Here is a 20,660-nt window from a genome sequence, read left to right on the forward strand (position 1 = left end):
AAACGGAATAGACGGACCGGCCGTCCGGCTGAGTCTGGGAAGAGGTGCCGGGCGGAGGGCGGAGCATGGCCACCGGACCCATCGAAACACATCTCCACCGTTCCTTCAACTGGGAAAACGGCGCCCCCGGACCCCAGGAGGGGCCGCGGGGGCGTTCAGCTAACTGCGGGAATGGCCTATTTGCTCAATGTGTTCGGCTGAGATCGGAAATCAACCCATTTGAACCATTCGGGCCTTGCTGCGTTTCAAGGGGGCTGGGCTGTCGGAACCGGCCAGACGGCTGTTAGTCAAACAGGCTCGGCATGTCGTTTTCCTTCATGAGGGCACCGGCAGAAGGCAGGCTCTGTGCGGTGAACTTCTCGGCCGAGACGCCGGCGCCAAGAATCTCCTCGGTTGTGCCGACGGTGGTGACCGAGCGGCCCTTCTTGGCCGTAAAGGCTTGGACGCCCTGCGTGTTGGTTGTCGTCTTGGTCTTGAGTAGCGACGTGTTGAAGTTCATCAAGCGATAGTCGCTCGAGACCAGCGCGATGTCGCGATCTTCCTTGAGCACCTGTGCATACAGCAGTTTGCTGCCGCCGTAGATGGCGTTCTTGAGGCGCTTGCGGTTGGTCTTGGTGACGTATCCAGAAAGCGCGACGCGCACCACGCGGCCGTTCTCAAAGACGAATAGCACGTCGGCCTTGTAGTCCTCGGGGTCGATGACCCAGATGACGCTCTCGTCGGGTTCCATCTCAAGATCGGTCGGCAGGTACGAGCCCAGCTGGGCCGACTTGGTGTCCTCAAACGCTGCGACCTTGCACTTGTACACCTGGCTCTTGTTGGTAAAGACCAGCAGCTCGTGGGTGTTGGAGGACGGGAACTCGATAAAGGGTCTGTCGCCGTCCTTGTACTTGAGCGTGGTCGCCTTCTTGAGCACGCGGTCCGTCATCTTCTTAAGGTAGCCGTCGCGCGAGAGCATGATGGTGACCGGGTACTCCTCGACCTCGGGCTCCAAGCTTACCTCGATAACCTCATGGGGTTCGATTCTGCCCGTGCGGCGCGGCATCACGTACTTCTTGTTGACCGCGGCCAGCTCGTCGCTGATGACCTTCTTGATGTTCTCCTCGCTGGAGAGGATCTCCTCAAGCTCGGCAATCTCGCCCTCAAGCTTGGCAATGTCCTTGGTGCGGTTGAGGATGTACTCCTCGTTGATGTTGCGGAGCTTAAGCTCGGCAACAAACTCGGCCTGGGTCTCGTCGATGTCGAAACCCTTCATAAGGTTGGGCACGACCTCGGCCTCGAGCTTGGTGCCGCGGATGATGGCGATCGCCTTGTCGATGTCGAGCAGAATCGCCTCGAGGCCGTGCAGCAGGTGCAGGCGCTCGGACTTTTTGCCCAGGTCAAAGTTAATGCGTCGACGCGTGGACTCAATACGCCACTTGACCCACTCGTGCAAGATCTGGCGCACGCCCATAACGCGGGGGTAGCCGTCGACCAGCACGTTGAAGTTGCACGAGAACGAGTCTTGCAGCGTGGTCGAGCGATAAAGCTTCGCCATGAGCTTGTCGGGGTCGACACCGCGCTTAAGGTCGATGGCGATGCGCAAACCCGAGAGGTCGGTTTCGTCGCGGATGTCAGCAATCTCCTTGACCTTGCCCTCTTTGGAGAGCTTAACGATGCGCTCGATAATGACATCGGTCTTGGTGGTGTAGGGGATCTCGTAGACCTCGATGATGCGCTCTTCGGGAATCCAACGCCAGCGGGAGCGAATCTGGAAGCTGCCAAGGCCGGTCTCGACGATCTTCTCCATCTCCTCGCGGCGATAGATAATCTCGCCGCCGGTCGAGAAGTCGGGCATGGGCATGTACTCGAGCAGGTCGCAGTCGGGATCCTGCAGGTAGTGCATCGTGGCGGTGCAGACCTCGTTGAGGTTGAAGCCGCAGATGTCGGACGCCATGGCGACACCGATGCCCTTGTTGGCTGAGACGAGGATATTGGGGAACGTGGTGGGCAGCAGGCGCGGCTCCTTCATGGCGCCGTCGTAGCTGTCGACGAAGTCGACCGGGTCCTTGTCGATGTCCTTGAAGATCTCGGCGCTGATGGGGGAGAGCTTGGCCTCGGTGTAACGCGAGGCGGCGTAGCTCAGGTCGCCCGAATAGTACTTGCCAAAGTTGCCCTTCGACTCAACGAACGGTGCGAGCAACGCCTCGTTGCCGGTTGCCAGACGCACCATCGTCTCGTAGATTGCGGCGTCGCCGTGCGGGTTGAGCTTCATGGTCTGGCCCACAATGTTGGCGCTCTTCTGGCGCTCGCCCTTGAGCAGGCCCATCTTGTACATGGTGTAGAGCAGCTTGCGGTGCGAGGGCTTAAAGCCGTCGATCTCGGGGAATGCACGCGAGACGTTGACGCTCATGGCGTAGGGCATGTAGTTGACCTCGAGCGTCTGCGTGATCGGCTGGTCGGTGACCTCGGAGTGCAGGCCGATGACGTTCTCGGCGTTGACCTGCTTTTTCTTTGGCTGGTTCTTCGTCTTCTTCTTTGCCACGATTTCCTCTTGAACTTCTTATGGGCCGTCGTTATCGATTTGCTGCTACTGCAGGTCCAGCTGGTCCAGGTATTCCTTGCCGTGCTCGGAGATATGGCGCTTGCGGCCTGCCTCGTCGTTGCCAAGCAAAAGGTTGAACATGGTTTCCATTTTGGTGACGTCCTCGGGCTCCACCTTGATCAGGCGGCGCGTCTCGGGGTTCATGGTGGTGAGCCACATCATGTCCGGATCGTTCTCACCAAGACCCTTGGAGCGGTTGATGGAGCACTTTTGGTCGCCAATCTCCTTGAGGATGCCGTTCTTCTCGAGCTCGGTGTAGGCAAAGTAGGTCTTCTCTTTGCAGTTGATCTCGTAGAGCGGCGACTCGGCGATATACACGTAACCTTCGTCGATAAGCGTGGGCACCAGGCGGTAAAGCATGGTGAGCACGAGCGTGCGGATGTGGTAACCGTCGACGTCGGCGTCCGTACAGATGATGACCTTGTTCCAGTTGAGGTTGTCCAGGTCAAAGGCACCAAGGTTTTTGATGCGCTTGTCCTTGATCTCCACGCCGCAGCCCAGCACGCGCATGAGGTCCATGATGATGTCGGACTTAAAGATGCGCGGATAGTCCTCCTTCAGGCAGTTGAGAATCTTGCCGCGGACGGGCATAACGCCCTGGAACTCGGCATCGCGCGAGGTGCGAATGGCGCCTGCTGCCGAGTCGCCCTCTACGATGTAGATCTCGCGGCGGCTCTTGTCCTTGGAGCGGCAGTCGATGAACTTCTGCACACGGTTGGCCATGTCGGTCTTCTGCTGCAGGTTGGTCTTGATGCTCTGACGCGTCTTCTCGGCGTTCTCGCGCGAGCGCTTGTTGATGAGCACCTGTTCCATGATCTTGTTGGCGGCGTCTTTGTTCTCGATCAGGTAGGTCGAGAGGCGCTCCTTAAAGAAGGCCGTCATGGCCTGCTGGATAAAGCGGTTATTGATGGCCTTCTTGGTCTGGTTTTCGTAGGACGTCTGGGTGGAGAAGCAGTTGGTCACCAGCACCAGACAGTCCTGGACGTCCTGCCACTTAATGCCGCTCTCGTTTTTGTTGTACTTGCCTTGTTGCTTGATGTAGGCATCGATGGCGCTGGTCAGAGCGCTACGGGCCGCCTTCTCGGGTGAGCCGCCGTTCTCGAGCCACGATGAGTTGTGGTAGTACTCCTGCATCATGAAGGTGCGCGAGAAGCACATGCACGCGGTGATTTTTACGTTGTAATCGGGCAGGTCCTCGCGATCGCGACCGCGACGGTCGGCCTCGATAAAGAAGGGCTCGGTAAGGTAGTCGGTACCGACCTTCTCGAGCACGTAGTCCTCGATGCCCTTGGGATAGCAAAAATCCTCTTCGGAAAACTCGCCATCGTCACCTTCGATGCGCAGGCGGAAGGTCACGTTAGCGTTGACCACGGCCTGACGGCGCATGGTTTCGCGATACCAATCGTGGGGAATGCTAATCGAGGTAAAGACCTCAAGATCGGGGCGCCACTTGATAGTGGTGCCGGTGCGGTTCTCGTCGCTGGGCTCAATCTCGAGTGCCTTCTTCTTGGCGCCGACAACCTTGCCCTTCTTAAAGTGTAAGGAGTACTTGTTACCGTCACGCCAGACGGTAACGTCCATGTACTCGGAAGCGTACTGGGTCGCGCACGAGCCCAGGCCGTTGGTGCCGAGCGAGAAGTCGTAGTCGCCGCCCTGGTTGTTATTGTATTTGCCGCCGGCGTAGAGTTCGCAGAAGACGAGCTCCCAGTTAAAGCGCTTCTCGGAAGGGTTCCAGTCGAGCGGGCAGCCGCGGCCATTGTCCTCTACCTGGATAGAGCCATCGCGAAAGGCGGTAAGGGTGATGAGCTTGCCGTAGCCCTGGCGCGCCTCGTCAACGGCGTTGGACAGGATCTCGAAGGCGGCATGCGCGCAGCCATCGAGTCCGTCCGAGCCAAAGATGACAGCGGGGCGCAGACGTACGCGCTCCTCGTCCTTGAGCTGGCGGATGCTGTCGTTACCATAGTTTGCGGTGTTTTTTGCCATACTCGCTCTCTCGGTGCTCCTTTGCTGCGTTTAAGTCATATAGATAGCCAAGGTAGCATAGCCCAGCCCGTGGGCGATTCCAACCAACACGAAATCCATCGAACAATCGTTCGGAATTTGGTGGAACAGCGTTTACTCGGACAAAACCGAGTCGGTTCTGTCCGGGTAAGTTTGAAAACGGTCGAATGCGTCCTGCTGCGTTTGCGGTTGGATGCGTTTGTCAAAAACGTGCCATGCGGATTGTTGGTTTGAATCGAACATTGGGACAGGCGTCTCGTTTTATGGGCCGAGGGCGTGCGTATATGAGTCTTTTTGGTCCATAGGGGATGCTGGGCGGTTGCTAGTTGGGCCACGGGTCACTTCGCCGGCGCTGCTTCTTGCCATACACTCATAGTGGAAGCCGATGCCACGGAGTCGACTTGCGATTCGGGCAACGGATGAGCGGCAAGCCGAAAGGAGCGGTGAGGATGATGAAGCCCGTGACAAGGAAGCTGCTGTTAGGAATTCCCACCGTGACGCTTTCGGCTGTGTTGGCGTGTACACTTGCCGGCTGCGGCGGTAATGCGCCAAGTGGCTCGGGCGGGAGCGCACCTGTGCAGGAGAAGTCCAAGAAGGCCAAGGCCTATGATTCGCAGACGGTCGAGGTGGCAGGCATTACCTATGAGTCGGTGGCTCACGGTACGTTCTATCGCGGCGACGCTAAGCTGCAGGACGGCTTTTACCTGCACGTCAAGATCACCAACAACAATGCAGAGAACAGGACGTTTGACTCCTTTAACGTGCATGCTGCCCAGGGCGATCTCGAGGCAGGCGACCCGTTGTTTACTTCCGGCAAGGCGGCCGTGCTCGATTACGTTGCAAGCGAGGCTCCCGATGAGCTTCACGAGGGCACCGATCTTTCCGAGAGGCCAGATATCGGTCCGGGCGAGACTGTTGAGTACGTGTATTTCTGGGCGCCCAAGACGGCGTACTACGGGCCCATCACTGTCGAGTTCGTAGATGCTTACGCCCCCGCCAAGAATCATGAGGCCATGCACTTTGACACCACGGGGTGCGAGACCAAGGAGTTCAAGGCGGCCGGCGGTGTGGCCGATTCTGGTGACGCGGCCAATATGACCGGCATCGATTGCGCATCGTACAGTATCGAGGCCGCCGATGGGTACACGCTGGATTCGTCCAACGAAGAGCACGAAAAGGCAGACTTCTTCCACGACGAGACTGGAGGACGCCTGCACATCAGTATCTTCCCGCGTTCGCCGGAGGAAGAGGTTGCAAGCCTGGAGCAGGTCTACGAAGGCAAGGAGACAACAACCGACCAGGTCGAGTACAACGGCGTAACGTGGCTGCGCTTTACTGGTCCCGACAACGGTCATACGCTGTTTGCGACGGCTCCCGCAACGGGTGAAACCGTCCGCGTGTCGATCGGCTGGAAGATCGACTGGGATGCTGCCGTGCCCATGATGGAGGCACTGAAGCTCAAGTAGCGGACTGCGATTCCCGTGTCAGGCGACTCAGGGCTGGCTCAGAGTTATCGGGGCCAGCCCTTTTTGGTGCTCGATGAGCCGAGTCGGCGTCTCTCACAAAAGTAACTAGGGGCTAGCGAGGTCTATCCGAATTGGCCTCATTGGCGGTGTCGGTTTCGAGCGCCGTGCGGCGGGTGCTGTAGGCGACAAGGCCGGCACCAGCTGCGGCGAGTGCTGCTGCGGCTGCCGTAAGGGGAGCGTTGACATCGCCCGTGCCCGCAAGCGCGCCCGCTTTTCCGGAGCGCTTGTTATTGCCGTGATCCTTGCCGCTGCCAGATCCACTGCCGCCACCGGAGCTGCTTCCGCCGGAGCCACCTCCACTCGTGCCGCTATCGCCGTCGACCGTCATCGGGGCGTCGTGAAGTCCTGTCGTATCCGCGCTGTCGCATACGCCGACCTGAACTTCTGAGCGTTCGCATGCCGCGTCGGACACATGAAGCTCGTGCAGTACGGCACCCAGCGCCGAGTTTGCGCCCGGTCGAATTTCCTCGAGCGTTACGGGATCGAGCGCCACCAGATTACGCGCCTTCGCATACAGCGTTACGCGTTTGCCCACTTCGTCGCTCCAACTCTCGGGGATGGCGAAGCTCATACGGAACTGTGCCGTGCAACCCGGTGCCAGCACGGCGTTGCCGTTGTCGGCTACCAGCGGGTGCGTTGCAAAACGCGTCCCCAGCGTCTCGAGCGCGTACTTCACGTGCGCCATGTCGTTGGCCGAAGTATCCTCGGCAAGCTCTGGATCGTAGATCGAAGCCATGCGCGCGTTCGCTCCGAATCCGATGGATGCGTTGGAGAACGGCTGGCTGGAGCCCTCTCGGTACAGATCGATCGTGCCGGCGGTCAGCAGGGTGTTACCGTCGTTTCGCACCGTGACCATGAAGGATTCGCCTGCTGCTCCGGGCACCACCGCGCCCGGGGTAGCGACCGCGCCCGTCGGAGTGGCACACGCCACCAAAGGCACTTCGATGCCGTGCAGCTCTGCCTCGCTCTTCTCCGCGCTCACAATGTGCGTGGCGAGCGCGGAGAGCATGCCTCCCGACGTCAAAAATGTCGTTATCTGATCGACGGGATGGTCCAGCTCGCACATCACGAACGGCTCCGTGAACAGATCGCCTGCCAAGGTGCTGGCGAAGATGCGGAAGTGCTTGCCCATCACTGCTACCGGGTTGCCTTCTTCGTCGTAGGTTTGTCCCACCTTGCCATCGGTGTTCTCTACATAGAGCACGCACCTGCCGTTGTTGCTTACGCTAAACGATGCCGGGCCACAGCCTGCGGCACCCACAGGCTGCGTTGCAAATGCCGATGCGTCTCGCGTCCAAGTGATATGCTGCAGTTGTTCGTTGACGGTTGCCAAAAAGCCCGAATGTTGTGGCCACGGCACCGCACGGGGTACCGTGGCGTCTGGTGGCATAACGCCCCAGCCTGCAATGGACTGGCCGATCACGGCGTACGATGCGCAGCCGCAACCGTCTGCAGTCTCGTACGCAACGGGCACCACCATTTTGCCGTTGATATTCTCGGGCTCGCCCAGCTCGATACTCGACGGTGCTTGTGGAAAGCGGAGAACTTGGCGGAACGTCAGGCTGTCGCCCGAAACGTCCGACCACAGGGTAAAGCACTCCAGCGCAACCTCAGCCTCGCTGCCGAGCGCCTTTTCTGCGGTGCTTCCACGGCGGTGGAGATAGGCACCCGACAGGCGTCCGTCGACCAGCGTCTTGCCCACCGTGATGCGCGGGCACTGCAGGCAATGGTAACCGTCCTCCTGCAGGCGCCCGCGCGAGATGCTGCGCCACGACGTGTGCGATATCACGCGAACTTCGCTATTACTTATGCGCAGGCGCACAACGGACAGTATGCCGGATGTGCTCGCCGCATCGAAAAGGGTGTTGTCGCCGGCGGGGCGCTCGCCCGAGACCAGCAGCACGTAGGCGTCCTGGTTTCCTCTTCCGTCCGTATATTCCACCACGTCGAAGTCGTAATCGTATATGCCGTCGCGTTCCACGTCGCCCTCGCCAAAGCCAAGGGGGAAGTCCACGGGCGTGGGGGCAGACCACGTGCCGTTTGCCTTTGTGTGTACCACCAGGCGCGAGCGGCCATTGTCGCCGTAGCGCACCGAGGCGATACGGAACAGGCATTCTACGCCGGCAATCATTGCCAACTTCATGTGAGCTTCGCTGAGCACGCCAGTAAACAGCACGTTGTCGCTCGAGGGCTTGATGCCGCCACGCTCGTCCTCCGATACGCCGGCAGAATTGGCGTTGGGGTCCGCAACGGCGTTCGTCGCCTGCCCGATATAGGTGTACTCGTACATCGGCGCGGCGTTTTCGCCGTTCTCTATCAGTGCATGGACGAAATGCTCGATCTGTCCCGTGTCGTCGCTTTCTGCATCTGCCTCGAGCTCAATGCGCGTGACCGCTTGATCCCAATCGCGCACGACAGACGCGACGTTTACAGCAGTGGCCTTAACCTCGGCGCGTGCGAGCAGCTCGGCGTTGGTGACGATGGTGGCCGATGCGATAAATTGCGGCACGCCGCCCGCCTTGATGTTGTCGGGCGTGCCGAAGCGGGCATCCAACGTGTAAGGCGTATCCCCACCCAATGCGAGCTCAGAGCGCTGGAGCACATACTGGTTGCCATTGTTCACCGACATATTCCACGAATCGAGGAGTGTGGGCCACGACCCCGACCAAGCCTTGGTGGTCCACTTGAACATTACGAACTGGAGTATCACATCGACATCGACGTCTGCACCTACGCGCAGTCGCGGAAGCTGGTGTCCATCTGCCTTCTCGTACCCAATGAACAGCGTGAGGGACGCGGCGCCGCGTACGGCAGACGAAGCGACGCCTGCAACGCCGGCGCCAAAGGTGACGGCAAGCCCGATCTGGATGGTGAACGAGCCCGAGGTGTTTGAATAGTCGAGCGAAATGTTTTTAAAAAATGCCGCGCCGCTGCCGTGCGTGTGGGCACCCACGGCGAGCGCCAGCTTCGCCAGCACCCAGGGGTTGACGTTTAGGAAAAACGGCACCGGTCCTAGGGTAAACTGCTCGGTCCAATTGAGGTCGGTTCTTACCTGGAAGAGGGCCTTAATATTGCCGTATGCGGGGTCGTTGTTGTTACCCCAGGTTTTGCCCACCCAATCGTAGGCGAGCGAGCCGTACAGCTGTGTGGCGATATCCATCGTGAACAGCAGCGTGCAATGGTGGCGAAGGAGCTTGGTGTTTCTTGGATCGGTGCCCGAACCGGCACTCATACTCTTGTACTGATTCCACTTCCCCTCCATCTCGTCGAGGTAGCGGTTTGCCTGCTTGGCGCCCGACTCACGTGGCGATTTCTTCCAGTATTCCGGATCAGGGTTGCCCGAATCGTTCATGTAGCTGGCTGGTTTGTATCCTCCGCCAAACAGCACGTACCCGGCAAACGAGAAATCGAACAAAATGGGGAACGAGGGAATCCAGCACGTGAACTTATTGCCGCCGATGCCGGGAAACGCCGCTGGGAAATCAAACGGAGTGACCTCTTGGTCCATGGTAGTGGGGACGATAGTGGTCGAGCCCGATTCCGCCTTTGCGGCCGGCGCAGTAACAACGGCCATAGGGGATGAGAGCGTGTAGGTTTTGCCCTGGTAGTCGAGGATAAAGCGCAGCTTGCACCCTTCTTCCAGAAGGCCCGGTGCCGCATCGAGGAACGTGTCTTCGAGCGTGAACGTCGCCAGATTATCCGCGTCCGATGCGCTGGCCTTGACTTGGCCAATCTGCGTGACGGTTTCGGGTGAGCTGCCCGCGGCAGGCGCTACTTTGTTGATGCGCAGCGTTGCCTGTCCACCCTGTGGTAGATGTGCCTGCACGGTAAAGGCGTGCGTATCGGGCTGTTCGTTTGCCGTGTCGTCCTTTGGCAATGCCATGAACGTGTCTTCAGCGTACTGGATGTCCCATTCGTCGAATGTGAGCTGGCGGAAGTACGGCTCGCCGTCGGAAAGCGGACGCGTGGGCGCGGTTATGGCGGTGCCGCCCTGGATACGTGCAAGGGGAATCTCGACATCACGGTAGCCCGCCATGCTAATGGAGATGCCGCCGTTAAAGTCGTACGCGTCGAGAAGCGTTGCCTCGTCCACGTAGCCTTCCGAAAGAGGGGCGACCTCAAAGATGGCCGTGCCCTCGTCGTCGGTAGTGGCGGAGAGCTGCTTGCCCGCGGCATAACGCGACGCGAGCGTGACCTGGGCTCCCTTGATGGGCATATTCTTGTTGGCGACGTCGACCACGACCACACCAAACATGGTGCGCGAGAGAACGAGCACCTTGAAGGGGTCTTCTTCGTCGGCATAGGCCTCGGTGGGGATGAATGGCAGTATGAAGGCGTTTGCGCTGCCCGGCACGCGAGGCAGCATGATGCCTGCCAGCGAGGATGCTCCGGCGATAAGTAACGAACGGCGATCAAGCATTTTGGGCTCCCATCCCGCAAATATCGGAGGAAATAATCCAATTTTGCGAGAAGGTGCCCCGTGGCGGTAGTGCCGTTCAAGAGTCAAAATGTCCAAATTAATTGAGCGAAGCGCCGGGTTCCGGAACGCGTTCGATGCGCTTGGCAGCCCGGTTGCTAACGCAACATATGCGCGACCAGCTCGGCGCGTGTGCCGATGCCAAGCTTTGCGTATACGCCGGATAGGCGGTTTTTGACGGTGCCCGGCGATACTCCCATGTGGCGTGCGATTTCGGCGTTGGTCCACCCGCGACAGGCGAGCATGGCCATGGTGAATTCCGTGGTCGTTAGATCGTCGGCCACGTCCTCGCCCGAATCGGGGTTGTGGATGCGCCGCCAGCCGTAGCTGAATCGATACGTAATCTCGATGATGCGTGCGAAGTCGTCAGGGTATTGCGTTTTTAGACACGCCTCGATAAGCCCCTGCAAAAGGCCGTGGTGCTCGCCGATGAGTTCGATAAGGCCGTCGGGACGCGCGATGTTCCAAGTGGCTCCGAAGTGTGCCTTTGCGGCGTCGATGTCCTTGAGGCTCATGCAGGCCATGGAAGCCGACAGGTGCAGGAACAGCTCCGAGATGGGATAACTCCCCTGTTTCATGATCAGGGCATTTTCCGCCATGCCCAGACTGCGGCCGTATTCGCCACGCAGATACAAGGCGTGCGCCATCACGTAGCTGGCGAACAGGCGCAGGCCTTCGGGCAGATGCGCCGCAAGCGGATAAAACTCTTCGGCGGAATGCGGGGAAGGCAAGTGCAGCAGGACGCTCGCGGCGGAGGCGAATAGGATATGCGTTGCGTGGACGGCGGGCGATTCCTCGTCAGTTGGCGTATCGAGGATGCCCGCAAGGCAACGGCGGGCATCGGCGATACGATTGAGCGACAGACTGGCATATCCGCAGATAAGGCATGCGGAATAGCGCAGTGCGGGGTCGGTGGCGTCAAGATAGGGTCGTGCCGTCTTGGCAGCGAGGGTGGCCTGTCCGCGAAAGTACAGCGCTTCTGCCGTGGCGATGGTGCGCGAATCGGGGTCGGAAATGCCTGCAACCGCAGCGTCAATCTGCCCCGGCACAAAGGCAGTGCACATCAACGGCATGGGAATGCGCGGGTAGCCATCGCAGTCCATCTTCCATCTCCCATCAGGTGGCAACAATGCAGCAATTGTACTCCTGTTGCTCGGGACCCCTCTCGTTTTACTGTTCGGTTAACGCTGCGGATCGTTTTGGAAGGCTTACGAGCATGGTGGTTCCGTTCTCGGAACTTGTTTCGACCTCTACCGTGCCACCGTGAAGCGCTGCAATCTCCCAAACAAGCGCTAGCCCGAGTCCTGCGCCGCCGTATGCTCTGCTGCGGGATTTGTCTAGACGAAAGAACGGCTGGAAGATGCTCTCTCGGTACTGCTTGGGTATTCCCGGGCCCTCATCTTTGACTCGCAGGAGCACGTGGCTGTCGCTGCCGCTGATGGAGACGTTGACAGTCGAGCCGGAGCGGCTGTAACGGATGGCGTTTTCGACCAGATTAAACACCAGCCGATAGAGGAGCGTATCACTTCCGATTGTCAAAGCGTCTCCGGCGCAATCGAGGGTTACGTCCTTATTCTCGGCAAGCGGCGCAAGGTCGGTGAGGACCTCTTCGGACAAGGGACCAAGTTCAACAGCGTCCTCGCAAGGAACGCTGCGGAGCTCACTCATCTCGAGCAATACCTTGGTCATTCGAGACATGCGCTCGGTTTGTTCTTGTAGCAGGCCGAGCAGCTCGGCTGTTTCGGGTTGCAGACCGGAGCGCTCGGAGATGAATAGTTCAATCTGTGCTTGCATAAGGGCGAGCGGGGTGCGCAGCTCGTGTGCGGCGTTGCCGGTAAACTGACGCTGCGCAGAGAACCCTTCGCCAAGACGGGCGATCATGTCGTTGAAAGAGGCGCTGCATCGCTGTAGCTCGGTGGGCACATCTTCACTGAGTCTGATTTCGCTTAGGTTGTCAGGCTGCACACGCTCAACCTGGGCTGCAAAAGCCCGTAGCGGTTTGAGTGCACGGCCGCTCGCAAAGTATGCCAGCGCGCCGCCAAGGAGTGTGACTCCAGCCGTGATGTACCAGGTTGTCGTGCCAAAAGACTCTTGTGCGTCGTTTACGACGATCGTGACCTTGTCATCGGGGGTCGCTTTCGTTGGGTCGAACGCCTGGGGCGAATCTTCGCCGGTTGCGTTAAAGGCCGAGATGTTACTGCCGATGGCATCCATGTAGCGCATGCCCGTATAGCCGACCAGGCAGTTTGTCAGCACGCATGCTGCACACGTGAGCAGTGCCGTCATAATCGTTATGCGCCATTGCAGGGAAAGCCTTTTCATTCGCTATCCTCCATAACGTAGCCCTCTCCAATCCGATTGCGAATCGGGTCGTATCCCAAAGCGCTGCGCAACTTTTTTCGGAGCGACGAAATATGAACGCGGGTTGCGTTGCTAAAGCTGTTCACGCTGCTATCCCAAACGTGCTCGATAAGCTCCTCTTGACTTACCGGACGCCCCTGATTAAGCATCAGGTATTCCAAGATTCCCGTTTCCTTGCGCGTAAGAGATAAAGCCTCGCTGTTCACGGAAGCGATGCGCGCCTTGGTGTCAAAGCGGAGCTTTCCGCAGGTTAAAACTATGTCGCTTTGTGTAAAGCATCTGAGGGTAAGGCTGCGAATCCTTGCCGCAAGCTCGTCCAGATGAAACGGCTTGGTGAGGTAATCGTTGGCGCCGGCATCGAGTCCGGCGACTTTATCTGATACTTCGCCACGTGCGGACAGAATCAGTACCTTAGTCTCGCAGTCAGTTTTCCTAAGTTCCCTGAGCACGGTCATGCCATCGATACGGGGAAGGTTGAGGTCGAGTACCACGAGGTCAAAGACTTCGACGCCCAGCAGGTCGAGCGCCTCCTGTCCATCGTGACAGCAGTCGACGCTGTACGCCAAGTTTCGCAAACTGCGCGCGATTGCATCGCACAGTGCTCGCTCGTCTTCGACGATCAAAATACGCATAACAGTCTCCTTGCACATTCCAAATCGCGCTTAACACGGATTTTATAGTCGATATGGTCCAATGGTCGCGTAACGAAAGGAGTGGTCGTGTTGTTCAAAGCGGTAAAACCCGTGGTACAGGTCGCTTTGTTGATCGTCGGAATTGCCATGGTGTGCTTTGGCGTTATGCGTGGCGAGGCGGATGCCGTGCTGGCCAAAGCGATTAGGCTGTGCTTGGAGTGTATCGGAATTGGATAAAAGAGAAAACACTGCGTCGCATGTTTTGGCCCGATTTCGCGGATTCATTCAGGCGGCGGCGACGCTGGTCACCAATATTCACCTGCCAAACTTTGCCAAAGGCGGCATCTATCAGGGCGCGGGAAAAACAGTCTGCGTACCTGGACTTAATTGCTATTCGTGCCCCGCGGCATCGGGTGCGTGCCCCATCGGGTCGTTCCAGTCGGTGGTGGGTTCATCCAAGTTCAACTTTTCTTACTACGTCACCGGTACGCTCATTTTGCTCGGCGTGCTGCTGGGACGCTTTGTATGCGGCTTTCTGTGCCCGTTTGGCTGGCTTCAGGAGCTGCTTCACAAGATTCCCGGCAAAAAGTTCTCCACGAAAAAGCTCAAGCCGCTCACGTACATCAAGTACGTCGTGCTGCTGTTTGCCGTGGTGCTGCTGCCCGTCTTGGTGGTCAACGATGTGGGGATGGGCGACCCGTTCTTTTGTAAGTACATCTGTCCGCAGGGCGTACTCGAGGGCGCCATTCCACTGGCCATTGCCAACGCCGGCATTCGATCTGCGTTGGGACATCTCTTTACTTGGAAACTTGCCGTTCTCATTGCCGTGGTAGTGCTGAGTGTTTTGTTCTACCGCCCCTTCTGCAAATGGATTTGTCCACTCGGTGCATTCTATGCGCTTATGAATAGGGTGTCCCTACTGGGGATTCGGGTTGACGCATGCAAATGTGTCTCGTGCGGCAAGTGCTCAAAGGTTTGTCAGATGGACGTTGATGTGGTCCGCGCGCCCAATCATGCCGAATGTATCCGGTGCGGAAAGTGCATCGGGGCCTGTCCCGTCGATGCCATCAGCTATCGCTATGGCCTGGATGTGTCGGCGGAAAAGCTCCCCTTGACCGCCGATAAAAAGTAAACAAGCTTCGACAAAACGGAGGAATGACTATGAAGCTTTCTAAGATTGCGGCCCTGTTTATGGTGCCGGTGCTGGCCTTGTGTCTTGTGGCGTGTTCGGCGCCTGGTGGCAATGCGAGCGAATCTGCGGGCTCCGATCCTAAGATCGCAGAACTCACTGCGCAGAAGCCGACCAATGCCGACGAGGCTGCCGAGCTGTATGCGAAGCTCATGCAAAAGGAGAACGAGATCTTTTCGAGTGATAACGCGCTGTGGGAAAAGGTATTCAATGCGGCAAATAAAGACTCGGCAATGATTGAGGACGGCAGCAATTACGGCGATTATCTGCTCAAGACCATCGACGGCGCCAAGGATGAGTTCACGGCGGATGAGCTTAAGACACTCAAGGCCGGTGCACAGCAGATTAAGGAGATCGAGGACAAGCTCGAGAGCCTGGAGAAGGAGTTCCCCGGCTGTGGAAGCACGCCGAGTGCAGGCGAGAGCGTCGACGCTTCGACCGCTGGCATGACGGCTGGTGCCAATGCTTCGAGCGAGGCGACGAAGTTCCCCAGCTTTACGGGCAAAGACCTGGATGGCAACGATGTGAACAGCGACGAGCTGTTCTCTAAGAACAAGGTCACCGTCATGAACTTCTGGTTCACCACTTGCAAGCCGTGCGTGGGCGAGCTGGGCGATCTTGAGAAGCTGAATCAGGAGCTTGCCGAGAAGGGCGGCCAGGTCGTGGGCGTCAATTCCTTTACGCTCGATGGCAACAAGGGCGAGATTGCAGATGCCAAGGACGTGCTGAGCAAGAAGGGCGTGACGTATAAGAACGTCTGGTTCAAGTCGGATAGCGAGGCCGGTAAGTTTACGTCAAATTTGTTCTCGTTCCCGACGACGTATGTCATCGATCAGAATGGCAACGTCGTAGGGGATCCAATCGTGGGAGCCATCAGCTCCGCCGAGCAGCGCGCAGCACTCGACAAGCTTATTGACCAGGCGATTGCGAATAGCGAGCAGTAAAAAACACGTAAAGCATCGCGAGGATCGTGTGTCGCTGTGCGGAGTAGTCCGCTGCCTTTCAAGATAATCTCCACCATATAGAGGCCCCACTTGGGGCCTCTTTTTTGGGTGCCGTTCCGTTCGTTTTTTGGCGCGGTTCCCTACATTCCTCACTGGTGTCGGTGAAAAATGGGGATAGAGTAGGACAAACGCGTCGAATACGAACGGCGGGGGAGAGTGGGCGAGTGCGCCCGCGTGGGAGAGGTTGCCGTCCATGTTGGAGCTCAAAGGTATTTGCAAAAGATACGTTACGCAGTCGTTTACGCAGGTGGCGCTCGACAGCGTAAGCCTGTCTTTTCGCGATAACGAGTTCGTGGCCATTCTGGGTCCCTCGGGCTCGGGCAAAACTACGATGCTCAACGTTATCGGCGGGCTCGATCATTTCGATTCTGGCGACCTGCTGATCGACGGTATTTCGACTAAGGATTTTCTCGATCGCGATTGGGATGCCTACCGCAACAACCGCATCGGCTTTGTTTTCCAAAGCTATAACCTCATTCCGCATCAGACCATTTTGGAAAACGTGGAGTTGGCGCTTACGCTCACGGGCGTGGGGCATGCCGAGCGCCGCCAGCGTGCGCGCGAGGCGTTGGAGAAAGTCGGCCTGGGCGAGCACGTTAACAAGCGCCCGAGCCAGCTATCGGGCGGACAGATGCAGCGCGTGGCCATCGCCCGCGCCCTGATTAACGATCCCGAGATCGTGCTGGCAGACGAGCCGACCGGCGCTTTGGACTCAACGACATCCGTACAGGTCATGGATCTGCTCAAGGACGTGGCGCGCGACCGCCTGGTTATCATGGTCACGCACAATCCCGAGCTGGCGTACCAATATGCCACGCGCATTGTCAACCTGGCGGACGGCAAGATCACCGACGATTCCGATCCCTTCGATGTCGCTGACGCCACGCGCCGCGAGGCCAAGCCTACGCGCAAAACCTCGATGAGCTTTGTGACGGCGCTGGGGCTTTCTGCCCGCAACCTTATGACCAAGAAGGGTCGCACGGCCATGACGGCCTTTGCGGGCTCGATTGGCATTATCGGCATTGCGGCGATTCTGGCGCTGTCCAACGGCGTAAACGGCTACATCAAAAAGGTCGAGGAGGATACGCTTTCGAGCTACCCGCTCACCATTTCCAAGCAGGATTACGACCTGTCGTCCATGATGGGCGGACAGGGGGCTGCGGATGACGAGGCGTCCAACGGCGAGGATTTATCCGACGGTACTGGTGGCAAAGCTAAGGGAACCGATAAAATTCCCGTGGTCACGGCCGTAAAGGATATGTTTGCGAGCGTTAAGTCCAACGACATGACGAGCTTTAAGGCATGGCTTGACGACGGCGGCGATGGTATCGACAAAGAGGTCAACGCCATCCAGTATGGCTACGGCGTGACGCCAGTTGTCTATCGTTCGAGTAAGGGTGACGAGAAGCCCGTCCGGCTGGTGCCCAACGCTATGACCGAGGCCATGAGCGGAGGCGCAAGTTCGGCGGCAACGGTGAGCATGGAATCCATGGGAACCTCGGTCTTTAACGAGATGATCGACGACCAGAGTCTGCTCGACAGCCAGTACGATGTCGTCGCTGGCCATTGGCCTACGTCCGCCAACGAAGCCGTGATGGTGCTTTCGAGCCGTGGCACGGTGGGCGATTACACGCTCTACAGCATCGGTGCGCTGGATATTGATGAGCTCAATGACCTGGTTAACAGCGCCATGGCGGCCGACGGTGGGGTCGAAACGCCCGAGACCGGCACCGACTTTACCTACGACGATGCGCTGTCCACGACGTTTAAGGTGTTGTCGCCGGCCGATGCCTATCGCAAAAACGAAGAGACCGGCATGTGGACTGACATGTCTGGCGACGCCGACTTTATGACGGCCAAGGTTGCCGACGGTATTGACGTGCACATTGTGGGCGTGGTGCGACCTAACGAGACCGCCAACGCGAGCGCGTTGTCTCCGGGCATTGCCTATACGCATGCTCTGACTCGCCAGCTTATGGAGCGCGCCGCCGATTCGCAGATTGTGCAAGAGCAGCTTGCCCACCCCGAGACGGATGTCTTTACGGGCAAGTCTTTCGATGAGCTGCAAGGCGAGGCCAAACAAGGTGTGGATCTGGGCAGCATGTTCAGTGTGGACGAGGCGGCGCTCAAGAGCGCGTTCTCGTTCGATGCGTCTGCGCTTTCGGGTGCGGCCGGCGGCATGGACCTTTCTGGTATCGACTTATCCGGGCTGGACATTGACCTTTCGGGCGTTGGGAAGGACATCGACTTCAGCGACATCATGGCAAAAGCGCCAACTCCAGATTTCTCGGGTATCTTTGACGGCCTGGAGCTCACACCCGAGCAAATGCAGCAGGTGGGAACGCTGGCCAACCAGCTGTTTGAGGGCTTTTTGCAGTCTGATCAGTTTAAGGCGCTGACACCCGATGATCTTAAGGACGCGTCAAAGCTTGCCGCCGCGTTCTCGACGTATCTTGAGAGTGATACGGCAGCCCAGCAAATCCTGGCCCAGCTCAAAGCGCTCGGCGGCGATGCCCTGGCCGAGCGCCTGCAGCAGGCGATGACCGACTATGTGCAAAAGCAGCTGGCTCCGTATCTGCAGCAGGCTATGGACCAGGTGATGAAGACAATCAGCGAGCAGATTGCGACGACCGTATCGTCCCAGCTTAAGGCGGGCGCGGCGGGGCTCATGGACCAGATGGCGACGCAGATGTCTTCGAGTTTTGCCAGCCTGGCGAGCGCCATGCACGTGGATGCGAGCGCCTTTGCCAATGCCGTTCACTTCAACATGGACGCCGAGGACCTGAGCTCGCTCATGATGAGTTACGCCAAGGCGTCGAAGCTCACCTACGACAACAATCTGACCACGTTGGGCTATGCGGATGAGGCCGACCCCATCTCGGTCAAGATTTTCCCGCGTGACTTTGAGGCCAAGCAGCGCGTACTCGACCATATCGATGCGTACAACAAGCAGGTCAAAGCCGCCGGCCACGACGAGCGGGCAATCTCGTACACCGACTACATGGGCATCATCATGGGTTCGGTGACCGACATCGTGAACACCATCAGCTTGGTGCTCATCGCATTCGTGAGTATCAGCCTGGTGGTGAGCTCCATCATGATCGGCATCATCACCTACATCAGCGTGCTGGAGCGCAAAAAGGAGATCGGTATCCTGCGCGCGATCGGCGCGTCGAAGCGCAACGTGGCCAACGTATTCAATGCCGAGACCTTTATCGAGGGCCTCATCGCCGGCGTCTTTGCCATTGTCGTCGTGGTGCTTGTGAGCTTTCCGGTTAATGCCTGGGCACTTGCTGCCAAGCAGGTACCCAATCTGATGAGCCTGCCCGTGCAGGATGCGCTGGCGCTCATCGCGATCTCGGTGGTGCTGACGGTCGTCGCTGGCTTGCTGCCGGCCCGCAGCGCGTCTAAGAAAGACCCCGTAGAGGCTCTGCGCTCGGAATAATGTGACAAAGGGGCTGTCCCTTTGCCACATGGGGGAAGGGGCAGCCCCCCTCCTGCGCCTAGCTCGTTTTACCCATCAACGTGATACGGATGCTTGGATGGGTGTACTCGTCAAACTCGTCCTCGGGATCCGTGTCAAACGAGTAATACGCTTTGACGGGGTCGTCGCTCGTCCTGATGGAGATTCTCTCGTAGAGCGAACCGTTCAAGAAAGCCTGCCTAAACTCTTCGGGGAGCTTTTGCGGTGCTAGGAGCTCGGGGCTCACGGTCTTGACGTCTGCGGTTTGGACGACAGAGGAAAGCTCGTCAAAGTCGAGCTCGATGCGGGCGAGGTTGTCCTCAAGGCTCGCATCGGGGTCGATTTCTGCTACGTAACTCACTTCCTTGAGCGTTCCCTTGTTGTCGAAATCCAGGTACGTATAGGTCTTCTGGGTATCGGAGTCGCCGTCGTGCAAGTAGCCGCGGACGTGATAGCCGTAATCTTGATATCGCTCGTAAGGGTCATCGGCAGACACGTACTCGCATGCGGGCTCTAACGTCTTGCGGGCGATGGCGATCTGCTCGGCCGCGGCCGCGGCGTTCTCCTGCATCTCGGTGTTTCCCTGCGCCAGCTGCGGGATATAGGCACCGCATACGATTGCGAGGGGTAGCGCCACAAGCGCGATGATCCACTTTTTTGCACGGGGGATAGGCAAGCCGCAGGCCTCCGCCATGGCCTTTGCGTTAGCGAAGCTCTCGGTAAGCACGTCTGCTGCGGTGGCAACGGCGCCTACGGCAGCGGCGACTTCTGCCGCGCTGCCCAGATTGCGTGCGGTCTCGTTGTCGCTGTTCTTGAGTAAGCGCGCGGCGGCCTGCGTACCGACAACGCCTGCGATTTGTGCCGAGCGGTCTTTCTCGGTCTGCTCGACGACGAGTCGGCGCTGCATTTTCTTCCACTGCTTGCCGCGCATACCAAAGCGTGGCGCGAGCGTGCAGTAGCAGAATATGACGAGCTCGATGGCGGTGAGCACCAGGGCGGTCATCATACCCGTCTCTTGGAAGCCTTCGTGATGAAAGACGATGTCGTCAATCATTTCGAAGGGAATGATCAAAAATGGCAGCACGAATGCCATGGCAAGCGCCGCACCGGCAATCTTGGGGTAGATGCAGTATCGCCGGATGCGCTTGCGTTCTTGTTCGGAAAGTGTAGCCATTGCCGGTCCTTGGTGTCGTGGCGGTCGTTGCGGCGCGCGGGGCGCGTCAGTCTGGGCTAGCGTTGGATAAGAGCATAGAGCAAGATACTCACCGCAATGAGCAGAAGGCCGATGTCCCCAACCAAGATGAGCGCGAGCAAGGATATCTGCGACGTGGTCACGGCGTTTTTGAGCGGCAACTGGAGCGTAGGCCTGCTCTGCAGCTCCTTCACTGTTTACCCTGCATCCCAAGTGCGGCGCAAGTGAGCA

Annotated in this window: 12 protein-coding genes; 5 read left to right on the plus strand and 7 right to left on the minus strand. The window is 58.5% G+C overall.

What is annotated here, in order from left to right; translation table 11 throughout:
- Positions 1-283: 283 nt before the first annotated feature.
- Both KSY82_RS08485 and KSY82_RS08490 read right to left on the minus strand, forming a co-directional pair.
- On the minus strand, positions 284-2,524 hold the full coding sequence (locus KSY82_RS08485; RefSeq protein ID WP_217750940.1) for a DNA gyrase subunit A: 2,241 nt from the start codon (positions 2,522-2,524) through the stop codon (positions 284-286).
- Positions 2,525-2,569: 45 nt separating this feature from the next.
- Positions 2,570-4,567: a DNA gyrase/topoisomerase IV subunit B gene (locus KSY82_RS08490; RefSeq protein ID WP_055309971.1), complete on the minus strand. Its 1,998-nt coding sequence runs from the start codon at positions 4,565-4,567 to the stop codon at positions 2,570-2,572.
- A gap of 467 nt (positions 4,568-5,034) precedes the next feature.
- Between KSY82_RS08490 and KSY82_RS08495 the strand changes: the two genes are divergently transcribed.
- The gene (locus KSY82_RS08495; protein ID WP_217750939.1) at positions 5,035-6,051 is read left to right on the plus strand and encodes a DUF4352 domain-containing protein; all 1,017 of its coding nucleotides are present in this window, start codon (positions 5,035-5,037) and stop codon (positions 6,049-6,051) included.
- A gap of 112 nt (positions 6,052-6,163) precedes the next feature.
- Here KSY82_RS08495 and KSY82_RS08500 read toward each other — a convergent pair whose 3' ends face one another.
- The 4 genes from KSY82_RS08500 to KSY82_RS08515 all read right to left on the minus strand — a co-directional run bounded on the left by KSY82_RS08500 (position 6,164) and on the right by KSY82_RS08515 (position 13,599).
- Positions 6,164-10,531, minus strand: coding sequence for a hypothetical protein (locus tag KSY82_RS08500; RefSeq protein ID WP_217750938.1), 4,368 nt, complete (start codon positions 10,529-10,531; stop codon positions 6,164-6,166).
- Between the two features lie 155 nt (positions 10,532-10,686).
- Entirely contained in the window at positions 10,687-11,691 is a 1,005-nt protein-coding gene (locus KSY82_RS08505; protein WP_217750937.1) for a helix-turn-helix domain-containing protein, read from the minus strand.
- Between the two features lie 67 nt (positions 11,692-11,758).
- Complete coding sequence (locus KSY82_RS08510; protein WP_217750936.1) at positions 11,759-12,910, minus strand: HAMP domain-containing sensor histidine kinase; 1,152 nt, start codon at positions 12,908-12,910, stop codon at positions 11,759-11,761.
- A complete protein-coding gene (locus KSY82_RS08515) occupies positions 12,907-13,599 on the minus strand; it encodes a response regulator transcription factor (protein ID WP_217750935.1) in 693 nt (230 codons plus the stop codon). Before KSY82_RS08515 ends, KSY82_RS08510 begins: the two co-directional genes overlap by 4 nt.
- 147 nt (positions 13,600-13,746) lie before the next feature.
- Here KSY82_RS08515 and KSY82_RS10630 point away from each other — a divergent pair, with 147 nt between their 5' ends.
- The 4 genes from KSY82_RS10630 (at position 13,747) to KSY82_RS08530 (ending at position 19,219) form a co-directional block, all read left to right on the plus strand.
- Entirely contained in the window at positions 13,747-13,818 is a 72-nt protein-coding gene (locus tag KSY82_RS10630; protein ID WP_254179316.1) for a CD1871A family CXXC motif-containing protein, read from the plus strand.
- Complete coding sequence (locus KSY82_RS08520) at positions 13,811-14,713, plus strand: 4Fe-4S binding protein (protein ID WP_254881775.1); 903 nt, start codon at positions 13,811-13,813, stop codon at positions 14,711-14,713. The genes KSY82_RS10630 and KSY82_RS08520 overlap by 8 nt, the downstream gene beginning before the upstream one ends.
- A gap of 29 nt (positions 14,714-14,742) precedes the next feature.
- Positions 14,743-15,714: a TlpA family protein disulfide reductase gene (locus tag KSY82_RS08525; protein ID WP_254881776.1), complete on the plus strand. Its 972-nt coding sequence runs from the start codon at positions 14,743-14,745 to the stop codon at positions 15,712-15,714.
- 253 nt (positions 15,715-15,967) lie between these two features.
- Positions 15,968-19,219 carry an ABC transporter ATP-binding protein/permease gene (locus KSY82_RS08530; RefSeq protein ID WP_217750933.1) on the plus strand — a complete coding sequence of 1,084 codons (3,252 nt, stop codon included), beginning with the start codon at positions 15,968-15,970 and terminating at the stop codon, positions 19,217-19,219.
- A gap of 58 nt (positions 19,220-19,277) precedes the next feature.
- On the opposite strand, the gene KSY82_RS08535 is transcribed toward KSY82_RS08530, so the two are convergent.
- Positions 19,278-20,411 carry a hypothetical protein gene (locus KSY82_RS08535; RefSeq protein WP_217750932.1) on the minus strand — a complete coding sequence of 378 codons (1,134 nt, stop codon included), beginning with the start codon at positions 20,409-20,411 and terminating at the stop codon, positions 19,278-19,280.
- Positions 20,412-20,660 lie beyond the last annotated feature (249 nt).

The organism is Collinsella aerofaciens (assembly GCF_019131995.1).
Lineage (GTDB): Bacteria > Actinomycetota > Coriobacteriia > Coriobacteriales > Coriobacteriaceae > Collinsella > Collinsella aerofaciens_S.

Coding starts and splice junctions, on each gene's coding strand:
- KSY82_RS08495 (WP_217750939.1), top strand. CDS start 5,035: ATGATGAAGCCCGTGACAAGGAAGCTGCTGTTAGGAATTCCCACCGTG.
- KSY82_RS08510 (WP_217750936.1), bottom strand. CDS start 12,910: ATGAAAAGGCTTTCCCTGCAATGGCGCATAACGATTATGACGGCACTG.
- KSY82_RS08530 (WP_217750933.1), top strand. CDS start 15,968: ATGTTGGAGCTCAAAGGTATTTGCAAAAGATACGTTACGCAGTCGTTT.
- KSY82_RS08535 (WP_217750932.1), bottom strand. CDS start 20,411: ATGGCTACACTTTCCGAACAAGAACGCAAGCGCATCCGGCGATACTGC.
- KSY82_RS08500 (WP_217750938.1), bottom strand. CDS start 10,531: ATGCTTGATCGCCGTTCGTTACTTATCGCCGGAGCATCCTCGCTGGCA.
- KSY82_RS08525 (WP_254881776.1), top strand. CDS start 14,743: ATGAAGCTTTCTAAGATTGCGGCCCTGTTTATGGTGCCGGTGCTGGCC.
- KSY82_RS08505 (WP_217750937.1), bottom strand. CDS start 11,691: ATGGACTGCGATGGCTACCCGCGCATTCCCATGCCGTTGATGTGCACT.
- KSY82_RS08515 (WP_217750935.1), bottom strand. CDS start 13,599: ATGTGCAAGGAGACTGTTATGCGTATTTTGATCGTCGAAGACGAGCGA.
- KSY82_RS08490 (WP_055309971.1), bottom strand. CDS start 4,567: ATGGCAAAAAACACCGCAAACTATGGTAACGACAGCATCCGCCAGCTC.